Origin of the sequence: Micromonospora trifolii, assembly GCF_022229005.1 — a bacterium.
In the GTDB taxonomy this organism is placed as follows: Bacteria; Actinomycetota; Actinomycetes; order Mycobacteriales; family Micromonosporaceae; genus Micromonospora; species Micromonospora trifolii.
On record NZ_JAKKFD010000053.1, the window covers coordinates 44,570 to 62,709 of the forward strand.

Genomic DNA, 18,140 nt, shown 5'->3' on the forward strand with positions numbered 1-18,140 from the left:
GTCTACTTTCTGGTGTGGGCGATTGCGGGGCGGTCTGTGGTGGGGGTGGTGAGGTGCGAGAGGTGGCTGAGGTACCGGGGCGGTCGGATCGACCGTGGCCCGTCGTTGCGGCCCGACCGGCGTGCCGGTTGGGCCCGGCGCGGCTGGGCCGGCACGGCGGCCCGACCCACGGCCGCCTGGCCGACGGCCACTCGACCCACGGCCCGAGCCGGGGCCGGTTGGGGCTGCGGATCGGCGGCACGGGCGGTCTTCTGCCAGTCCGTGCGGGCCGTCACCATGCGGGCGAAGGCCAGCCAGACCGCCAGCGACTGGGCGTAGCTGTACAGCCAGTGGCAGATGCCGAGCAGCAGCGCCTTGGGAATCGACAGCTGTGGCTCACAACGGATCCGGTAGACGATGCCCCACAGGGCGAACGGTCCGATGCCGAAGACGAGCACCAGCGGGGGTACGCCCCAGCCGCCGCTGTTCCACCAGCCGCGCAGCCCACCCATGGTGTTGTCGATGTAGTAGGACATCACCACCAGGCAGGCGACGTAGATCGGTGTGCCGAGCAGTTGGGTCCACGGTGCGGCCAGGAAGTGGGCGATCTCCAGGGTGGCCGAGTTGCGGATCCGCGGCGAGCGCAGCACCTTGCCGAGGTAGCGGCCACACTGCATCGACCCTTGAGCCCAGCGGGTGCGCTGCCGCACCAGCGGACGGATCCGGGTCAACGCCTCCTGGGCCACCCAGCTCTCCGGGCAGTACTCGGTGCGCCCGCCGGCCAGGAGGATGTGCAGGCCCAGCTCGAAGTCCTCCAGGAGGGCGCCGTGCCACGGTGTGCCGTGCTGGTCGGCGATCTCGTTGAGCAGGGACAGCCGGGTGAACTGCCCGTTGCCGCCCATCGCCACGCTGCCGGTGCGTCGCCGCAGCGACTGCATGGCGGCGATCGGGGCGCGGAACTCCATGTCCTGTAGCCGGATCAGCAGCCGTCCCCAGCGACCGACCTCGGTCGGCTGCGCGTAGCGGCGCGGCGCGCACTGGAGCATCCGCACCTCCACCTGGACCGCGCCGACCAGCGCCGAGCCGAAGTACTGACGGCCGGAGAGGGCGACGGGACCCTGGGGGTCGAGTCGGCTGTCGGCGTCCAGGACGCCGACGATCACCCGGGTGCGGTCCGCGTTGGCGGGCAACGACTGCTCGATGCGTCGCCAGGCGGCGTTGAGCGCGGCGCCCTTGCCCTGTCGCGCGTCCGGCAGTTGACGCTCGACCACGTGCACCCGCGGTTGGTCGGTGAACGCGGCCAGTTTGGCCAGCGTGCCGTCGTCGGACGCGTCGTCGACGCACCAGACGGTCGCCTGCGGGAAGTCGCAGAGCAGACGCCGCACGGTGTCGCCGATGACCGACGCCTCGTTGCGGCACGGCACGATGATGTGCCAGTCGAAGCCGTCCGGGCTGCCGCCTCGACTACGCCCGCTCTTCAGGTGGAACACCAGGATGCTCAGCACGTACGCGCAGAAACTGACGCACAGCAGGAACGCCGCGGTGTTGAGCAGGGCGAGCGACTGCGTCTCAGTGGACACCGGCGACCGTCCCGGAGATCCGCTTGGTCCGGCTGACCAGGACCACGAAGAGGATCGTGACGGCGATCAGACCGGCGGTCGTGATCACCGAGCCGATCAGCACGTGGCTGCGCTCGTAGCCCAGCTTGAAGCCCCAGGTCTGCATGGAGACCACCACCGCGCCGAGCCGGAGCTGGTTCACGGTGACCAGCAGCACGACGGCCATTGCCAGGGCGTTGAGTCCACGCGTCAGTGAGATGCGGCGGAACCCGATCAACGTCGACGCGAGCACGATCGGCGGGATCAGCAACATGGCGACCGAGCAGCCGCTGGACACCATGAAGCCGACCCAGCGCTCGTCCAGTGGGAAGATCACGGCCGCGCCGATGGACTTGGTGTCCGCCAACCCGACGGCGTTGACGAGATGAGCGTTCAGCCACGCCTCCGCGCTGGCGATGTCGTGCCACCGCCAGAGCATGGCGACGGCGGCGGCGACTCCGATCAGGCCACCTGCGCCGGCGCGCAGCCACGACCCGCGTCGGGAACCTGTCATCGTTCGCGGCCCAACATGGCGACGAGCCACAGTGCCAGACCCAGCACTACCAGCCCGACGCCGACCAGCAACCAGGACTGGACGGCAACCCCGGTGGCGGCGAGGCCACCTCCGATGTGTGGCCCCTTGGTGGGTACTCCGTACATGCCAACTCCCTCGTCAACTCGAAGGCCAGAATGGCATCGCTGAATCGGGCAAAGAGGATAAAGCGGCATAGAGACCCTAAAGAGTGATTAAATGCTTCATGAGTGGGCAGGCGGGTGACCCGATCGGCTGTATCCCTTGCCCCGCAACAGGTTCAGCGTCCCGAGAGTTCGTGCAGAGGTGGTAAAGATGGTGACCGGTATCCCCGGCCGCACGGTCACGCCGGCGCCGTCGAGATGGCGGGCGATGGCCGGCTGGAAGAAGGCGGGCCTCGCCCTGCTTCTGATGTTCGGTGTGCTCTGCGCGGGCCTCGTCACCGTCGGCTTCGGGCTGAAGCACCGGTACGAGAGCCGGGTGCAGCGCGAGGACATCCTCGGCGAGGGCACCCACGACGACCGCCGGTGGGAGTCCGGGCCGCTCAACCTCCTGCTGCTCGGGTCGGACTCCCGTGACGGCGAGCCGGACCAGGCCCTCTACCCCGGGCAGCGGTCGGACACCATCATGCTGGTGCACGTCAACGCCGCGCGGGAGGCGGCCACAGTCGTCTCCATCCCCCGCGACAGCTATGTCGACGTGCCCGCGGCGGGGCAGGCCTGGGCCGGTGGCCCCAACAAGATCAACGCCGCGTTCGCGTTCGGCGGTGCCGCGCTGGCCGCCGAGACGGTCGCCAAGCTCACCGGGCTACCACTCGACGGCGTGCTGGTGGCCAACTTCGCCGCCGTCCGCAAGCTGGTGGACGCGGTGGAGGGGATCAACGTCTGCCTGCCGTACACCGTCAAGTCCTCGGACACCGGCGCCACCTGGCCTGCCGGCTGCCACGACCTGGACGGCAAAGCGGCCGACGACCTGATGCGGCAGCGGCACGGCGTGCCCGGCGGCGACTTCGGCCGCATCTACGACCAGCAGCTCGTGGTACGCGCCCTGGCCGAGCGGGTCACCGCGACGAGTCTGCTCACCAGCCCGACCCGACTCGACCGGGTGCTCACCACAGCGGCCGAATCGCTTGTCGTCGACCGCGACCTGAACCTGACCGACCTCGCCCTCGTGCTGCGCAAGGTGAAGCCGGAGACGGTCCAGTTCGTCACAGTGCCGTTCAGCGACCCGAACCTGCAGACCCCGGCCGGGTCCGCCGTCCGGCTGGACGAGGCCCAGGCCCCGGCGCTCTTCGCCGCCCTGCGCGAGGACCGGGTGGCGCAGTGGGTAGCGGCCAACCCGCAGAGCCCGCCGGCCAACTGAGCACCGATCACGGGCACGAAGACGGCGGGTGGGAGGTCCTGTGGCCTCCCACCCGCCGTCTGTGCCGAAACGCGGCCCTAGCGCGACCGCCGCCAGTAGCGGCAGGTCCAGTCCACCTGGTGCAGCTCGTCCTCGATGCCGTGCTCGGCGCGGAAGTCATCGACGGCCTGCTTGCAGCCGCGTACCGCGTGGTAGTCGTCGATGATCACATAGCCTCCGACGGAGAGCTTCGGGTAGAGCGAGCGCAGCGCCACCATCGTCGAGTCGTAGAGGTCTCCGTCGAGACGCATCACCGAGATCTGCTCCACCGGCGCTGTCGGCAGGGTGTCCGAGAACCAGCCCTTGAGGAACCGGACCTGGCCGTCGAGCAGCCCGTACCGCTCGAAGTTCGCCTTCACCTGCTCCAACGACACCGCCAGGAAGGGCACCTGCCAGAGCGCGTCCTCGACGTCCTCGACCCGGTGGGCAGCCGGCTTCGGCAGGCCGCGGAACGAGTCCGCGACCCACACCGTCCGGTCCCGGTCGCCGTAGGCGCGCAGCATCCCGCGCATGAAGATGACCGCCCCGCCCCGCCACACGCCGGTCTCGATCAGGTCACCGGGTACGCCCCGCTCCAACACGTCCTTGACGCACCGCTCCAGGTTGTCCAACCGCCGCAGCCCGATCATGGTCTCGGCCTCCGGCGGCCAGTCCCGGCCGGTGGCCCGCGCCTCCTCGTCGAAGGGGAACTGGAGCACCAATTCCAGGCCCTTGCGTTGCAGCAGGTGCCGGCCGCGCTGGAGGATGCGGCCGTGCAGGGACCCCTGGCGTGGGTGGTAGGGCATCCACGTCTCGCGGAAGACGTACCGGGTCAGCGCCTTCTTGAGCAGATCGCAGTAGAGGGCGCGGGGGTCGTCCAGCGACGGCTCGGACGTCTGTGTCGGTACCAACATCTCACTCATCGGCCTATCTCCTTGTCAGTGTCGTTTGTAGCCAGCAGGGCGAGCCGCCTGTCGTGGGCGGGCCGCCGACCGTTGCTTCGGCCGTCGTCAACCCTGGCGATCGGCGTCGCCGACGGCTACCGCCCGCCGCAGGACGACGGGCCCGGTGGAGGGTCGTTCCGCACTCGGCCGCCCGGCGGCCATCAGCTCCTGCCCGAAGACCGGCCAGCGGTCCGCGAGGTTGGCCACCGGGGCGTCCGGCGACGGCTCCGGCAGCGTTGCCTCCGCCGCTGGCGGTCGCCAGGCCGTCTCGGGCCGGGCCAACGGCCGACTGAGAACACCCACCACGGCGGGCCCGCCGCCCCAGGCCGGAGCCGCGGGCTCGGGCTGGGCAGTGGGAGTCGGCACCGGCTCCGGCTCGGGCTGATCCGGGACATCCGTCACCACCGGGTTCGGCTGGGTGACCGCATCCTCGAGCCGGGTCGGCTCGACCGGCGCCTCCGGGGCCGCCAGGGGGCCGACCGGAGTACGCCGGGCCGTCGTGCTCTCGGCCGGCTGACTGTCGCCCGTCGCACTCCCGGCCGACGCACTTCCGACCGGCTGACGATCGGCCGGCTTGCGTTCGACGGGCTTGTGGTCGACCGTCGTACCCTCGACCGTCCTGCCCTCGACGGTCCTGCCGGCCCCGGCCGGCTCACCCGAGGTCTGTCGGCGGTGCCGTCCGGGTGGCCCGGACTTGTCCTCGACCAGGGCGCTGACCAGCTCACGGATGACCGCACCCTGGGCGCCCGCCTTCGTCGCCGGCAGCGCCAGGGCATCCTGGGCCGCGCCCGGCACCAGGGCCGGTTGCTCGCTGCTCGGCCGGTGATCAGTGCGGGACACCGCCCCGATCACCACGACACCGGCCAGCGGAAGCCCGAGCTGTTGCACGAGCCGCGCCGCCCGGGTGCTGTCGTCCAGGTTCGTCCGGCCGGCGCGAACGACCAACAGCACGCCGTCCGCGTGCTGGGCGAACGCCGAGATCTCCCGTCCGGCCAGGATCGGCGGCGCGTGGACGATCACGCAGTCCTCGTCCTCGCCCAGGGCGTTGAGCAGCCCACCCAGCTCGTGCAGGGCCTCCGTGTCGGCGCCCTCGCGGGGTTCGGCCGGCAGCACTGTCAGGGTGGGGAAGTCGATCAGGCGCACCGGCGGGCACTTCTGGGCCAGCACCTGCTGCCAGGTGTGCGGCGCCTCCGGAAAGTGGCCCGACAGCACCGGGTCCCGTACCGCCCCGTCCACCAGCGTGGCCCGGCAGTGCTCGTCGGCCATGCCGAGACCGAGCAGGGCGGTCACCAACGCCTTGCCGTCGTCGTCGTGTGCGCTGGTGACCAGCAGCCGTCGACGGGGCAGGGGAGCGGTGAGCACACTGAGCGTCGAGATCGTGGCGCGTACCGCGTCGGCGACGTCGGTACGGGCGTACAGCGCGGCGGCGTGATGGCGGGCGAAGCGACGCGGCAGCTTCGGCAGCACCCCGACCACAGGTAGGCCCAGGCGCGCCTCGATCTGGCCGATGTCGCGCAGCCGGCTGTCGAACCGGTCGCGCAGGATGGTCGCGCCCCAGCCGGCCAACAGCCCGGCCAGGGCCCCGAGCACGCCGTTGAGCAGCGGCTTCGGGAAGGCCGGCCGGGCCGGCGGGCTGGCGGTGTCGAGAACCCGGGCGTTGATGCTTGTGGAACCGCCCATGTCCAGCCGGCCCAGCTGCTGACTGACGGCGCGGGAGGCGGCGTTCGCGATCGCGGCGGCCTGCGTACCGGTGCCGGCGCTCGCGTGCACGGTGATGATCTGGAGACCGAGTTCGTACTCGCCGCTGACGTGACCGAGCACCGCCCGCTCGGGCAGTTGCAGCGAACGCGCCGCTTCCAGCGCGACCTCCCGCGACCCGACCAGTCGGGCGATGGTGGGCGTGAGGTTCTGCGCGAGGGCCAGGTCCACCGGTCGGTCCTCGTCGGTCTGCTCGGCGCTGACCAGCACCGAAGCCTCCGCCTCGTAGCGCGCCGGGAGGAGCTGGGTCACTCCCTGGGCGGCGGCCAGGCCCGCGCACAGGCCGAGCAGCGGTACGCCCACCCGGCGCCAGGAGGCACCGAGCAGACCTTTGACATCTATCGACGCGCTCATCAGGCGATCGCCTCTCTGGTTGGGTGCCCGGCCTCGGCGGGCGATGTGCGGAGGGACCGGGCCGGGGACCGCAGTCCGCGCCAGGTCGTGCAGAGGGTCTCGGCGATCCGGTCCCAGCCGAACTCGGCGCCGGCGCGGGCCAACCCACGGTTGGCCAACTGCCCGGCGAGCGCCGGGTCGTCGCGCAGCCGCGCGAGGCGGGCCGCGAGGGCGGAGACGTCGCCGGCCGGAAAGACCAGACCGGCGTCGCCCACCACGTAGGGGATCTCGCCGACGTCGCTGCCCACGACGGGTACGCCACACGCCATCGCCTCGACCAGCACCCGGCCGAACTGCTCGCGTAGCGGAATGCCGATCCACGGCAGGGTGTTGCGCTGCACCACCTCGACCGACGGCATCGCCAACACGTCCATGTCGTTCAGCAGCGTGGGCAGCTCGGCGTGCCCGGCCCAGCCGTGCCGGTGCACCCGGCCCGGTCGGCGCGCGGCGGCCCGCGCGATGTCGTCGCCGAGGCTGCCGTCCCCGACCAGCGACACGTCGCAGTCGATCAGCTCGGCGGCGCGCAGCAGGTCGACCACCCCCTTGTGCGGCTCGAACCGCCCGACGAACCCGACAGTGAACGGGCGGGCGGCCGGATCGGTGGGCAGTGGCCGGAACATCCGGGTGTCCACGCCCAGCGGCACGATCGTGGCCGGGCCCCGGTAGCCCTTGATCCGCAGCACGTTCAGCGCCGCGGGCGTGATCGGGAATGCGTGGTCCACGGACAGGTAGGACTGTCGCTCGATCCGGGGGAACGGCACCGGAAACCGGGTGACCACGTTCTGCGCGGCGTACAACGTGGTGGGCACCCCGGCCCAGCAGCGTTGACGCAGGCGCAGAGCCTGCCAGGTGGTGAGGTACGCGGCCTCGCCGATGACGTGCAGGATGTCCGGGCGGGCGGTGGTCACGTCGTGCTGGCCGGGCAGCCGGAACAGCACCGAGGCCATGTGCCCGGTCAACGACTCACCGAGCAGGTGCGGAACGACGTAGTACCGCAGCCGGTGGTGTCGGCGGGCCAGCCGGGCCAGTTCGCGTCGGGTCGCCGGGGACACGTCCGCGGCGAGCACGGTCAGGGTGACGTCAGGCTGCTCGCACAGCACGTCGAACAGGTCCGTCCAGTGTTCGGTGCGCTTGCCAACGACAGTTGTCAGGACGTGCATCACGCTCCTCCTCTCGTCTCAGGTCGGGTGACAGCGATTCGGCCGACGCGGGTCCAGGCCCGTAGCCGGGCCGTCCCGGCTCGGGGTTGCAGTGGCATCCGCGCCCCGGCCAGTCCGATACCGATCAGTGCGCGCAGCAGCACCACGCCGCGTACCGCGCGCAGGGTGCCGGCGCGGTGGCGGGCGAAGAACCGCAGCATGCTGCGGTACAGGTGGGGCCAGATCCAGGCCGGGTCGGAGCTGCTCGCCCCGCCGGTGTGCACGGCGGTCACCGAGGGCACGTACAGCACCTCGGCGCCGTGCCGGGCCGCCTGGAGGCACAGCTCCTCGTCCTCGTAGTACAGGAAGTAGCCCTCGTCGAGGCCGCCGATCGCCACGAACAGCTCGCGGCGCACCGCCAGGCAGGCGCCGGAGAGCCAGTCCACCGCCACCGGCTGCGCCCCGCGCACACAGGCGTCGTACGCGGCCCGGCGCTGCCGGCCGCTGAGCAGCCGCCGTAGCGAGACCGGCACCAGCGACCCTCCGAACCGGCTGGCCAGCACCGTGGCGAGGGATTCGAAACGGTGGGCGCTGATCGCGACCCGGCCGTGCGCGTCGGTGAGCCGTGGCCCCGCGATGCCCACCGACGGTCGGTCGCGCAGCACCCGGACCAGTTCCGTCACAGTGCCGGGGGTGACCACGCAGTCCGGGTTGACCAGGAGCACGACGTCGGTGTCGACCCCGGCTGCGGCACGGTTCACGGCGGTGGCGAATCCGGTGTTGGTGGCGCTGGCGAGGACCGTCACCTCAGGGAAGCGGCGTCGGACGAGGTCGACGGTGCCGTCGGTGGAGGCGTTGTCCACCAATCGCACCGGCACCTGCGCCTGCCGCAGCGCGGTCAGGGCGGCGACGATCTGTCCCGCCGAGTTGTGGGTGACCACCACGGCGGTGGCGTCGGCCGCGCTCATGCCGCCACACCCGTTCGGGTCAGGGCACCGCGCAGCAGTGAAGGCCGGGCGGGTCGCCGCAGTCGCGCCCCCTCGTGGTGTGCCGTGAGGAGGGTCAACGCCGGCAGCAGGCCCAGCTCCCAGTGCCCGTCGGTCGGCGCCGCGAAGAGGGCCGCGGCCAGGAAACCGCAGGACAGCGCCGCGAACGGCAGCGCGATCCCGTCCCGACTGCCCAGGCCGACGCGGATGCTGCGCACGATCGGCCAGAGGACCAGCAGGAGCCCGACCAGCCCGAGGTTGGCAAGCACTGTGACGTAGAAGGCGTGGTAGACCGGCCCGACGTCGGTGAAGGTGAAGCCGGACAGGTAGATGTCCGGCGTGGTCTGTCCGAGGCCGGCCCCGACCAGCGGCTGGTCGGCGAAGACGCCCAGGCCCACCTCGGACTCCACCCCCCGGTAACCGGCGGACTGCCCGAAACCCTTGGTGATCTCCGTGGCCCGCTCCCGTACCCCTGGTTGCAGGGCGAGGATCGCGGCCACCGCGACCGCCGCCGCGGCGGTCGCGGCCAGGCCGGTCCGGACCGTTCGCCCGCCGCGAACCAGCATGATCAGCCCGGTCAGCGCCGCGGCGAGCCAGATCCCCCGGTACGACGCGAGGAGCACGTCGACGGCGAAGAACCCACCGAGCAGGAGGGCACCGGCCCGACGCCAACCCCGCACCCGGCCGGCGATCCAGATCAGCGCCGGGATGGCCATGAGGGTGATGAGCCCGCCGTGCCGCCCCGGTGCCGACACCGAGATGGCGGTGAAGACCCCCGCCAGCACCACGTAGAGGACGCCGGCGGCCAGGATCCGACGGGGCGTGGTGAGGGTGTGGGTGGCGACGAAGAAGTACACCGGGATCGTGGCCACCTGGTACGCGGCGACCAGCACCTCCGCCGGGAGGTTGCCGACGGCCAGACCGTAGGTGGCCGCCACGACTGTCAAGCCGACCAGGACCAGCATCCCCATGTCGGCGGCGGTGCGTCGGGTGCCGCGCTCCGCTCCGAGCCAGTGGCGGGCGGCCAGCGCGGCGCCGCCGGCGGCCAGCAGCAGGACCTTCACCGCGATGTAGCCGCGCACGTCGCCGCCGCTGAGCAGTGCGCCGACCACGGCGCCGCCGATGATGCCGACCGGCAGCACGGCCCAGGGCCAGAGCAGGAACGCGCCGAAACACAGCACGCCGATGGCCGCGGCCAGGCCGACCGGCCCGGGCAGCAGGGTGACCACTGTCACCACTCCGCCCAGCGCGGCGCCGGCGAGCACCACACTGGGCGCGACGATCGGCACTCTCATCGCGGCAACCCCGCCAACAGGGAACGCAACTGGACGCCCCGTGCCGACCAGCTGTTGCGGGTGGCGACCTCCCGGCGTCGGGCGGCGTCGTCGGGCGCGCCGGCGCGGTCCAGCGCGTCGGCCAGGGCCGAGGCGAAGCTCGGCGGGTCGGCGGCGAGGGCGATGGTGTCGCCCAGTGCCCGCAGCGCCGGCAGCGGCGTCGCGACGACGGGCTTGCCCAGCGCCAGGTACTCGTAGCACTTCTTCGGGTGCACGTAGTCGATCAGCCCGCCGACCCGGTAGGGAATGATGGTGACGTCGCAGGCCCGCAGGATGCCCGGGACGTCCGCGAAGCCGACGGCGTCGACCAGCACCACGTTGGACAGCCCGGCGAGCGGGGCACGACCGGCCCGGGTGGACGGGCCGATCAGCACGAACGTCCACTCCGGGTGGGCGCGCGCCACCGCGGCGACCAGGTCCGCGTCGAAGGCCCGTGTGTCGACCGCCCCGCTGTAGCCGATCAGTGGCCGGCGCAGGCTGAGCAGCCAGGGCGCGACCGGGCCGTCCGGCGAGAAGCGGTCCGGGTCGCATCCGTTGGCCAGCACCACAGGTGCCGGGTCGGAGGCGGGCATCCGGTCGGGTAGCGCGGTGGAGGAGGCGAGGACGAGGTCGGCGGCGCCGACGGCACTGCGCAGCGCGCGGCGCAGGTGCGGACGGTTCCAGGGGCGGGTGAACGTCCAGTCCAGGTCGGTGGCGTCGTAGACGACGGCGGACGCGCCCAGCCGGGCGGCGACCGGCGCTGCCAGGTCCTCGTCCAGCCAGAGCAGTCGTACGGATGCCTCCCGCCGCCGGAACCAGCGGCGCAGCACGCGCGCGGCGAGCCAGCGGTTGACCCGGTTGACCGGGGGCAGGTGCCGGCCGAACGGCAGCAGCGCCGGCGCGGCGCACTGCCACAGGCCGTCGGTCACCTGCCGGACCTGCACCCGCCAGCGCGGGAGGTGCCCGGCCGGGTCGACGAAGAGCACCGCGTGATCGACGGTCAGCTCGCGGGCCAGCGCGTGCTGCCGGTGGGCGCCGTTCGCCCACGGCGTGCCGCTGAAGATGACCACCCAGTCGCGGTCGTCGGCGGGCGGCACGACCGCTGCGGCCACCGGCTGCCCGGTGGTGGTGTGCTCAGCCACGGCCCGACCGCTCCATCGGCCGTGGCGCTGCGGCGGGCAGCAACTCGTCCTCGCCGAGGCGGCCGAGCACCGGGCGGGCGCGCTCGTCGTCGAGTCGCAGCAGGCGGGCACCGGCGTGCCGGTCCAGCCAGCCACGCAGCGCGCCGGCCGCGATCCGCCGGTTGATCCAGTTGACCAGCGGCACCGAGTCACCCAGCGGCAGCGCTGTCGGTGCGACGGCGTGCCAGGCCGCCGAACCGATCGGGGTCACCTCGCACCGCCAGCGCGGCCGTCGTCCCGGCGGGTCGACGAAGAGCAACCGTTGCCCGGGCGCCAACTGCCCCAGCACCGTCGAATGCCCGTCGACGGACCATCGGGTCCGGCTGAACACCACCACCCAGTCGCGGGTGTCACCGTCGGGCAGCGGGCCGACGTCGCCGCGCAGCGCGGCGAGCAGGTCGCCCAGGCCCAGCTGTACGGATCGACCGAAGAGCCGCTTGACCAGGTGGTCGGCGAGCAGCGCGGCCCGGAACACCGGCAACCGGTGCCGGGGCTGGGTCAGCCGCAGATATCCGACCAGGCTGCCCAGCAGGTGTCGGAAGCGGATGGTCGGCCCGAGCAGGCGGCAGGACGCGCCCCGGCTGTGCGTCACCACGGCGTCCGGGAGCATCCACAACTGGTGTCCGGCCTGGTCGAGTTGCCGGGCGAGAACCGCGTCGTTCCAGTAGACGGGGAACGTCTCGTCGAAGATGGTCTGCTGTCCGAGCACCGCGCGGCGCAGCAGCATGCAACTGCCCGAGGCGAGTTGCCGGGGACGGCTGAAGTCCTCGCCGCGCATCTGGAACCGGTGCAGCGCCTGGCGGAACCCGGGCAGTCGGCGCAGCGCGGTCACCAGCGCGATGGTGGCGGTGAAGCTGGGCTGTTGGACGTAGTGCTGCTGGAAGGTGCCGTCCGGGTTGAGGTACAGCGGGCTGACCCCGGCCACGTCCGGCCGCTCCCGCAGGTGGTCGACCATTCGCGACAGCGCGCCCGGGTGGAACCTGATGTCGCTGTTGAGCAGCAGGATCAGCTGCCCGTTGGCCCGGCGGTACGCCTGGTTCACGGCGGCGGCGAACCCGGTGTTGTGGTTGTTGCGGATCAGCCGGACCCGGGGTTGGTCGGCGAGCAGGTCGGCCGAGCCGTCGGACGAGCCGTTGTCGACGGCCACCACCTCGTAGTCCAGGTCGGGGTCGGCGGTCGACGCCAGCGACTCCAGGCACTGCCGGGTCTGCTCGCGGGTGTTCCAGCTGACCAGCAGCACCGACAGCAGCGGGGCGCCCATCACGACACCGCCCGGTCGTCGCGGCGGGCGAAGATCCGCAGCAGGTCGCCGAGTTGTGGGTGCGTCACCCGGGGCGAGCGGCTGGCGGCGACGTCGGCGACCAGCAGATCGCGGGCGTTGCGCAGCCGCGCCGCCGGTTGCCAGTAGAACCGGGAGAAGATCGTGTCGTGGGAGATCACCCGGAACCCGGACTCCACAAGCATCCGGCTCAGCGTGTCCGGGGTGAAGTGCCAGCGGTGGTACGCGGGAGCGATAGCGGGCCAGTCGGTGCCGAGTCGGTTGGCGGCGGCGGAGGCGATGTTGGGTACTTCGAGGGCGAGCCAGCCGCCGGGGGTGAGGGCGGTGTGGGCGGCGCGGAGGAAGGCGCGGGGGTCTTCGACGTGTTCGAGGACGTGGAAGGCGCAGACGACGTCGGCGGTGACTGTGGGTGCGATGGTTTCGAAGTAGCCCTGGCGTACGGGCATGTGGAGGTGGTCGCGGGCGAAGCTGGCGGCGGCGTGGCTGACCTCGATGCCGCTGGCGGTGATCCCGGCGCGGTGGGCGGCTTCGAGGAAGTAGCCCCCGGCGCAGCCGGCTTCGAGCAGGACTGTGGGGTGGACGCCGGACAGCAGCCAGCGCAGGCGTCGGCTCGCCTCGAACCGGCGCTGAGCGGCGGAGGCGAAGTAGTCCTGGTACCCGTCCGTCGTGTAGTAGGCCTCGTCGTACAGCTCCTCCGGGGCCGGGGCGCTGCCCGCGGTCCAGACGAAGCCGCAGTCCGGGCAGCTCCACAGCAGCTCGCCGAGGGTAGGCGAGTGCCCACCGGCGCGGCCGCAGAGCTGGCAGCGGACCAGCTCGATCCCATCCAGTTTCATCAGGTGCTCCGTCCGGTTCGTGGCGCCCGGGCGATCACCCGGAGTAGGTCGCCGAGGCGTGGGTGGGTCAGCCGCGGTGAGCGGAGCCCGAGCACGTCGGCGGGGAGTAGATGTCGTGCGTGCCGCAGTCGGTAGGCGAGCGGCATGTAGTAGCGAAAGACAGTGGTGTCCTGCCGGATCACCTCGAAGCCGAGGTCGGTCACCAGCCGGACCAGGGTGTCGGGGGTGAAGTGCCAGCGGTGGTAGCGCGGTTGCAGGCCCGGCCAGTCGGTGCCGAGTCGGTTGGCGGCGGCGGAGGCGATGTTGGGTACTTCGAGGGCGAGCCAGCCGCCGGGGGTGAGGGCGGTGTGGGCGGCGTGCAGGAAGGCGCGGGGGTCTTCGACGTGTTCGAGGACGTGGAAGGCGCAGACGACGTCGGCGGTGACTGTGGGTGCGATGGTTTCGAAGTAGCCCTGGCGTACGGGCATGTGGAGGTGGTCGCGGGCGAAGCTGGCGGCGGCGTGGCTGACCTCGATGCCGCTGGCGGTGATCCCGGCGCGGTGGGCGGCTTCGAGGAAGTAACCGCCGGCGGGACCGGCTTCGAGCAGCACTGTGGGACGGACTGTGGAGAGCAGCCAGCGCAGGCGCCGCCGTGCCTCGAACCGGCGTGGTGCGGCCCGGAAGTAGTCGTCGTAACCACCCTCGGCGAAGTAGTCCTCGTCGTAGCGCCCGTCCTCGGTGGCCTGCTCCTGCGCGGTCCAGCTGAAGCCGCAGCCTTCGCAGCGGCGCAGCAGCCCACCGAGTCGGGGCAGGTGGGCCTGCCGTGGCCCACACAGCACGCACCGCGCGGTGCGGTGGTCGACGCTCATCGCGGACCACCGGTGCTCGGCGACAGCACTGCCGTCGGCGCGCGCAGCAGCCGGTGCAGCCGCATCCGGTCGCTCGCGCCGACGTGTCCGCCGGCGATCAGCAGCGTGCCGGCGACGAGCACTGTCAGACCCGCCCGGGTGGACACCGCGAGGGCGGCGTCGAGGCGTCCCGGACCATCCGGCAGGAACTGACTGGCCGCCGCCGTGACCAACCCGGCCGCGACGGCCGCGGCGAGCGGCGGCCAGATCGCCCGCGCCAGCGGGGCCAGTGGCCGGGCCGTGGCGGTGTGGAAGTAGACCAGGAAGTACCCGGTGCTGAGCACCACCGCCAGCGCTGTCGACAGCGGTACGCCGAGCGGCCCGCACAGCAGCAGCATCGGCACGGTGAGGGCCAGGTTGAGGACGACGGAGAGCAGCACGTACCGCGTCTCCAACCCGGGCCGGCCCTCGGCGCGGGCGGCGATCGTCGCCGCCCCGGTGATCAGGTTGAGGGCGTACGCGGGCGCGAGGATCATGATGTTCGCCGCGGCCCAGGGGACCTGGTGGCCCAGCCACAGCCGGACCAGCGGATCGGCGCTGACCATCAGCGCCGCGGTGGCCGGAGCGAGGAACAGCGCGAGGTAGCGGGTAGCGGCCAGGTAGAACCGGTCCAGCCAGCCGGTGCCACGGGAGACGGTGCGGGCGACCGCCGCGGGGAACAGCACGATGAGGGCGAAGCCCGGGGGCAGGCGGAGCAGGTTGAGCAGGCGACTGCCCAGGTCGAAGCCACCGGCAACGGCGGGGCCGAAGGCGCCACCGAGGACGAGGCGGTCGAGCTCCACATTGACCATGCCGGCGCCACTGGAGACCTGCACCCGCAGGCCGTAGCCGCCGATCCGGCGGATGTCGGCCAGGTCCGTTCGTCCCCATCGCGGGGACAGGTCCGGGCACTGGCGGTGGGTCGTCGCGGCGAGCAGGAGGGTGCGGATCACCCCGGTGGCGGCGGCCGAGGCGGCCAACGCCACCAGGCCGCCGCCGAGGCGTACCACCAGGATGGCTAGGGCAGCCGCGAGGATGGCGGTGCCGGCGCTGATGGCGGCCAGCGACCCGTACCGTTGACCGCCTTCGAGCACGGCCCGCCACGGCAGCTCCACGGCGCCGGCCACCAGGCCGACGACCAGCCAGAGGGTGGCCTGCCACGCCTGGTCGGCCAGGTCACCGAGGCGCAGCAGCCCGACGAGCCACGGCCAGCAGGCAGCGAGCGCCCCGAGGGTGAGCACGCCCAGCAGCACGGCCCAGCCCAGCCCCAGCCCGAGCAGCCGGCGCACCAGGTCCCGGTCGGCCGCGCTCTCGGCTCGGGCGACCTCGCGGACCAGTGCGGAGCCGAGCCCGAGATCGATCAGGGCGGCCATCGCCAGCAGGCCGGCGAGCACGACCCAGATCCCGAACTCCCGTGGCCCGAGCCGCTGGTAGATGACCGGCACCGAGACCAGCCCGGACACCGCCATGATCACCCGCGCGGCCAGCATGCTGGCCGTGTTGCGGGTGACCCGGGTTTCGACCGCGTGGGTCGCGTCAGCCACGGGGGAACCCCCGGAACAGCTCGACCACGGTCAGCAGCAGCAGGGTCAGGTCGACCCGCATGGAGCGGCAGTTGAGGTAGAGCAGGTCACAGCGGAGCTTGTCCTCGACGGTGGCCGCGTATCCGCCGGTGAGCTGCGCGATGCCGGTCAGTCCCGGTCGGATCAGGTGCCGCAGGTCGTAGTCGGGCAGCCGGCCGAAGCCGGCGATGAACTCCGGTCGTTCCGGGCGGGGCCCGACGAGGCTCATCTCGCCGCGCAGCACGTTCCAGAGCTGGGGCAACTCGTCCAGCCGGGACCGTCGTAGCCAGCGCCCCAGTCGGGTGATCCGGACGTCGTCCGGCAGGGCCAGGACCGGGCCGGTGGCCTGCTCGGCGCCGACCCGCATGGTCCGGAACTTGACCACCCGGAACAGCCGGCCACCGGTGCCGACGCGTTGCTGGAGGTAGAACGGTGGGCCGGTGAACGACACCACGGCGGCGATCACCGCGATCAGCGGGATCACCACGGCGGCGCTGAGCAGGAGCACGCTGAGGTCGAAGAACCGCTTCAGCCGCTCGCCACGGGGGCGGCCGGCCCCACCGGACCCCAGCCGAATCCAGGGCAGCCCACCGAAGCGCGCCATCGCTGGTGCCCGCAGCAGACCGTAGACGGGGCGGGCCAGCACCATGATCTCGACGCCGGCACTCATGCAACTGGTGATGATGCGGTCGTCGATGCTCTCCAGGGAATGTTTGAGCAACAGGAGCCGGGGGCGGAGGCTGGCCAGCACAGTGGCGAGTTCTTCGGCGCAGGCCGGCACCGGGAGTCGGACGGCCACGTCGAACTCCTCGTCGAGGCGGTCGGGAGTGGTGGTCGCGTCGTTCGCTTCGAGCACCACCACACGGGCCCGCCGTCGGTGCTGGTCGGACCGGGTGGTGGTCTGCTCGTGGCGGTCGAACAACTCTTGAAGCTGGAGTGGGATCTCCGGGCGTTGTCGCGCTTCGGACCTCGGTGTCGTGGCGAGGTCGTGCGGGGTCGCGCTGTCGTTGCCCGGCATCGGAGCTGAGTCCGCGGTTACGGGTCCCGGGGTCTTTCTCAACGCGCCGACCTCCTTCTCCGTCAGGTCCTTCGAGGGCATGCGGGCGGGCGCCCCGGGAGTAAGCTACTAGTCACAAATGCCCCAACAGTCCCGGATAGGTAAAAACGGGACATCTCGCTCTGAAGCTCGCATATCAGCCCAGAACGTTGGCGGAAACGCACCTTTGGTGGGTATTTGGTGGGTTACGGTCGTGCCCGGTCGTCCGGTTGCCGCTGAGGGCCGAGAACCCCGTCGTTCCAAGGAGTTCCACATGGACCAGCCAGTTGTTGCCGTTGGCGTCGACCCGCCGACGGACCTGATTCCCGGGCGCGTGCTGGTGACCGGAGGCGCCGGCTTCATCGGCAGCCACGTGGTCGCCCGGCTGATGCTGATGGGCAGCCAGGTCCGGGTGCTCGACAACTTCTCCACCGGCCGCATCGAGAACCTGGCCGACGCCGCGTACGGCGGACTGACCGAGGCGGACGTCGTCTCGGGTGACATCCGTACGCCGGAGGGTGTCGAGGTCATCCACCAGTGGCAGCCGGACGTGGTGGTGCACCTCGCCGCGCAGCCGAGCGTTCCCGCGGCCCGTCGGTCACCCCTGTACGACGCCGACGTGAACGTGTTCGGCACCGTCAACGTGCTGGACGCCTGCGCCCGCGGCGGTGTACGGCTGGTGATCAACGCCGCCAGCAGCGCCATCTTCGGCAGCGTCCCCGCCCACGACCTGCCGGTCCGCGAGGACTACCCGATCGCCCCGGTGAGCCCGTACGGCGTCAGCAAGGCCGCCGGCGTGCACTACCTCGACTGGTACGGGCGTCAGCACGGCCTGCCGTACACCTCGATGGTGTTCGGCAACGTCTACGGGCCCCGGCAGGAGGGCAGCGACTGCGGCGTGGTGTCCCTGATGGCCGACGCGCTGCTCGGGGGCCGGCAGGTGGTGATCTACGACGACGGCACGCAGACTCGGGACTTCATCCACGTCAGCGACGTCGCCGAGGCGATCGCCGTCGCCTGTCACCACCCCGGGGTCGGTATGGTCAACATTTCCTCGGGTCGGCAGACCAGCGTGAACGAGGTGTACGACACGGTTCGGGAGGCGTCCGGCGTCGGCAACGCGGCCCGTTACGAGCCGCTGCCCTGGCCGGGGGAGGTGCGCAACATGGCGCTGGACACCAGGAAGGCACGCGAGCTGCTCGGGTGGTACCCGAAGATCGGCTTCACCGAGGGCGTACGGATGACGGTGCGCGACGCCCGCCGCCGCCAGGCCGGCAGCCAGATCCTGTCCCCGGTGCGGGCCCTGGAGCGCGCCGTCAGCGGCTGAGGGCTCAGCGCGTAATTCCCGTCATCTGATCGGG

At 71.9% G+C, this 18,140-nt stretch carries 16 protein-coding genes; 2 read left to right on the plus strand and 14 right to left on the minus strand.

What is annotated here, in order from left to right; translation table 11 throughout:
- Positions 1-2: 2 nt before the first annotated feature.
- Genes NIE79_RS28175 through NIE79_RS28185 form a run of 3 tightly spaced genes read right to left on the minus strand, consistent with a single transcriptional unit; the run spans position 3 to position 2,237 of the window.
- A complete protein-coding gene (locus NIE79_RS28175; protein WP_238681456.1) occupies positions 3-1,559 on the minus strand; it encodes a glycosyltransferase in 1,557 nt (518 codons plus the stop codon).
- Positions 1,549-2,091 carry a hypothetical protein gene (locus NIE79_RS28180; RefSeq protein ID WP_238681457.1) on the minus strand — a complete coding sequence of 181 codons (543 nt, stop codon included), beginning with the start codon at positions 2,089-2,091 and terminating at the stop codon, positions 1,549-1,551. The genes NIE79_RS28175 and NIE79_RS28180 overlap by 11 nt, the downstream gene beginning before the upstream one ends.
- Complete coding sequence (locus NIE79_RS28185) at positions 2,088-2,237, minus strand: peptidase (RefSeq protein ID WP_088989215.1); 150 nt, start codon at positions 2,235-2,237, stop codon at positions 2,088-2,090. The genes NIE79_RS28180 and NIE79_RS28185 overlap by 4 nt, the downstream gene beginning before the upstream one ends.
- Positions 2,238-2,424: 187 nt before the next feature.
- Between NIE79_RS28185 and NIE79_RS28190 the strand changes: the two genes are divergently transcribed.
- Positions 2,425-3,471: an LCP family protein gene (locus NIE79_RS28190; RefSeq protein WP_238681458.1), complete on the plus strand. Its 1,047-nt coding sequence runs from the start codon at positions 2,425-2,427 to the stop codon at positions 3,469-3,471.
- A 77-nt stretch (positions 3,472-3,548) separates the two neighbouring features.
- Here NIE79_RS28190 and NIE79_RS28195 read toward each other — a convergent pair whose 3' ends face one another.
- The 11 genes from NIE79_RS28195 to NIE79_RS28245 form a co-directional block, all read right to left on the minus strand.
- Complete coding sequence (locus NIE79_RS28195) at positions 3,549-4,412, minus strand: TylF/MycF/NovP-related O-methyltransferase (RefSeq protein ID WP_238681459.1); 864 nt, start codon at positions 4,410-4,412, stop codon at positions 3,549-3,551.
- 87 nt (positions 4,413-4,499) lie between these two features.
- On the minus strand, positions 4,500-6,545 hold the full coding sequence (locus tag NIE79_RS28200) for a hypothetical protein (RefSeq protein ID WP_238681460.1): 2,046 nt from the start codon (positions 6,543-6,545) through the stop codon (positions 4,500-4,502).
- Positions 6,545-7,744 (minus strand): glycosyltransferase family 4 protein, encoded by a 1,200-nt coding sequence (locus NIE79_RS28205; protein WP_238681461.1) that lies wholly within the window; start codon positions 7,742-7,744, stop codon positions 6,545-6,547. Before NIE79_RS28205 ends, NIE79_RS28200 begins: the two co-directional genes overlap by 1 nt.
- A complete protein-coding gene (locus NIE79_RS28210; RefSeq protein WP_238681462.1) occupies positions 7,744-8,691 on the minus strand; it encodes a glycosyltransferase family 2 protein in 948 nt (315 codons plus the stop codon). Before NIE79_RS28210 ends, NIE79_RS28205 begins: the two co-directional genes overlap by 1 nt.
- Positions 8,688-10,004 carry an O-antigen ligase family protein gene (locus tag NIE79_RS28215; protein ID WP_238681463.1) on the minus strand — a complete coding sequence of 439 codons (1,317 nt, stop codon included), beginning with the start codon at positions 10,002-10,004 and terminating at the stop codon, positions 8,688-8,690. The genes NIE79_RS28210 and NIE79_RS28215 overlap by 4 nt, the downstream gene beginning before the upstream one ends.
- A complete protein-coding gene (locus NIE79_RS34125; protein ID WP_238681464.1) occupies positions 10,001-11,164 on the minus strand; it encodes a glycosyltransferase in 1,164 nt (387 codons plus the stop codon). The genes NIE79_RS28215 and NIE79_RS34125 overlap by 4 nt, the downstream gene beginning before the upstream one ends.
- Positions 11,157-12,464, minus strand: coding sequence for a glycosyltransferase family 2 protein (locus NIE79_RS28225; RefSeq protein ID WP_238681465.1), 1,308 nt, complete (start codon positions 12,462-12,464; stop codon positions 11,157-11,159). The genes NIE79_RS34125 and NIE79_RS28225 overlap by 8 nt, the downstream gene beginning before the upstream one ends.
- Complete coding sequence (locus tag NIE79_RS28230; RefSeq protein ID WP_238681466.1) at positions 12,464-13,315, minus strand: class I SAM-dependent methyltransferase; 852 nt, start codon at positions 13,313-13,315, stop codon at positions 12,464-12,466. Before NIE79_RS28230 ends, NIE79_RS28225 begins: the two co-directional genes overlap by 1 nt.
- On the minus strand, positions 13,315-14,163 hold the full coding sequence (locus NIE79_RS28235; RefSeq protein WP_238681467.1) for a class I SAM-dependent methyltransferase: 849 nt from the start codon (positions 14,161-14,163) through the stop codon (positions 13,315-13,317). Before NIE79_RS28235 ends, NIE79_RS28230 begins: the two co-directional genes overlap by 1 nt.
- Positions 14,160-15,725 carry a lipopolysaccharide biosynthesis protein gene (locus NIE79_RS34130; RefSeq protein WP_238681468.1) on the minus strand — a complete coding sequence of 522 codons (1,566 nt, stop codon included), beginning with the start codon at positions 15,723-15,725 and terminating at the stop codon, positions 14,160-14,162. The genes NIE79_RS28235 and NIE79_RS34130 overlap by 4 nt, the downstream gene beginning before the upstream one ends.
- Positions 15,718-16,665 carry a sugar transferase gene (locus NIE79_RS28245; RefSeq protein WP_238681469.1) on the minus strand — a complete coding sequence of 316 codons (948 nt, stop codon included), beginning with the start codon at positions 16,663-16,665 and terminating at the stop codon, positions 15,718-15,720. Before NIE79_RS28245 ends, NIE79_RS34130 begins: the two co-directional genes overlap by 8 nt.
- A gap of 388 nt (positions 16,666-17,053) precedes the next feature.
- Here NIE79_RS28245 and NIE79_RS28250 point away from each other — a divergent pair, with 388 nt between their 5' ends.
- Positions 17,054-18,106, plus strand: coding sequence for a GDP-mannose 4,6-dehydratase (locus NIE79_RS28250; protein WP_238681470.1), 1,053 nt, complete (start codon positions 17,054-17,056; stop codon positions 18,104-18,106).
- The last annotated feature ends 34 nt before the right edge of the window (positions 18,107-18,140 follow it).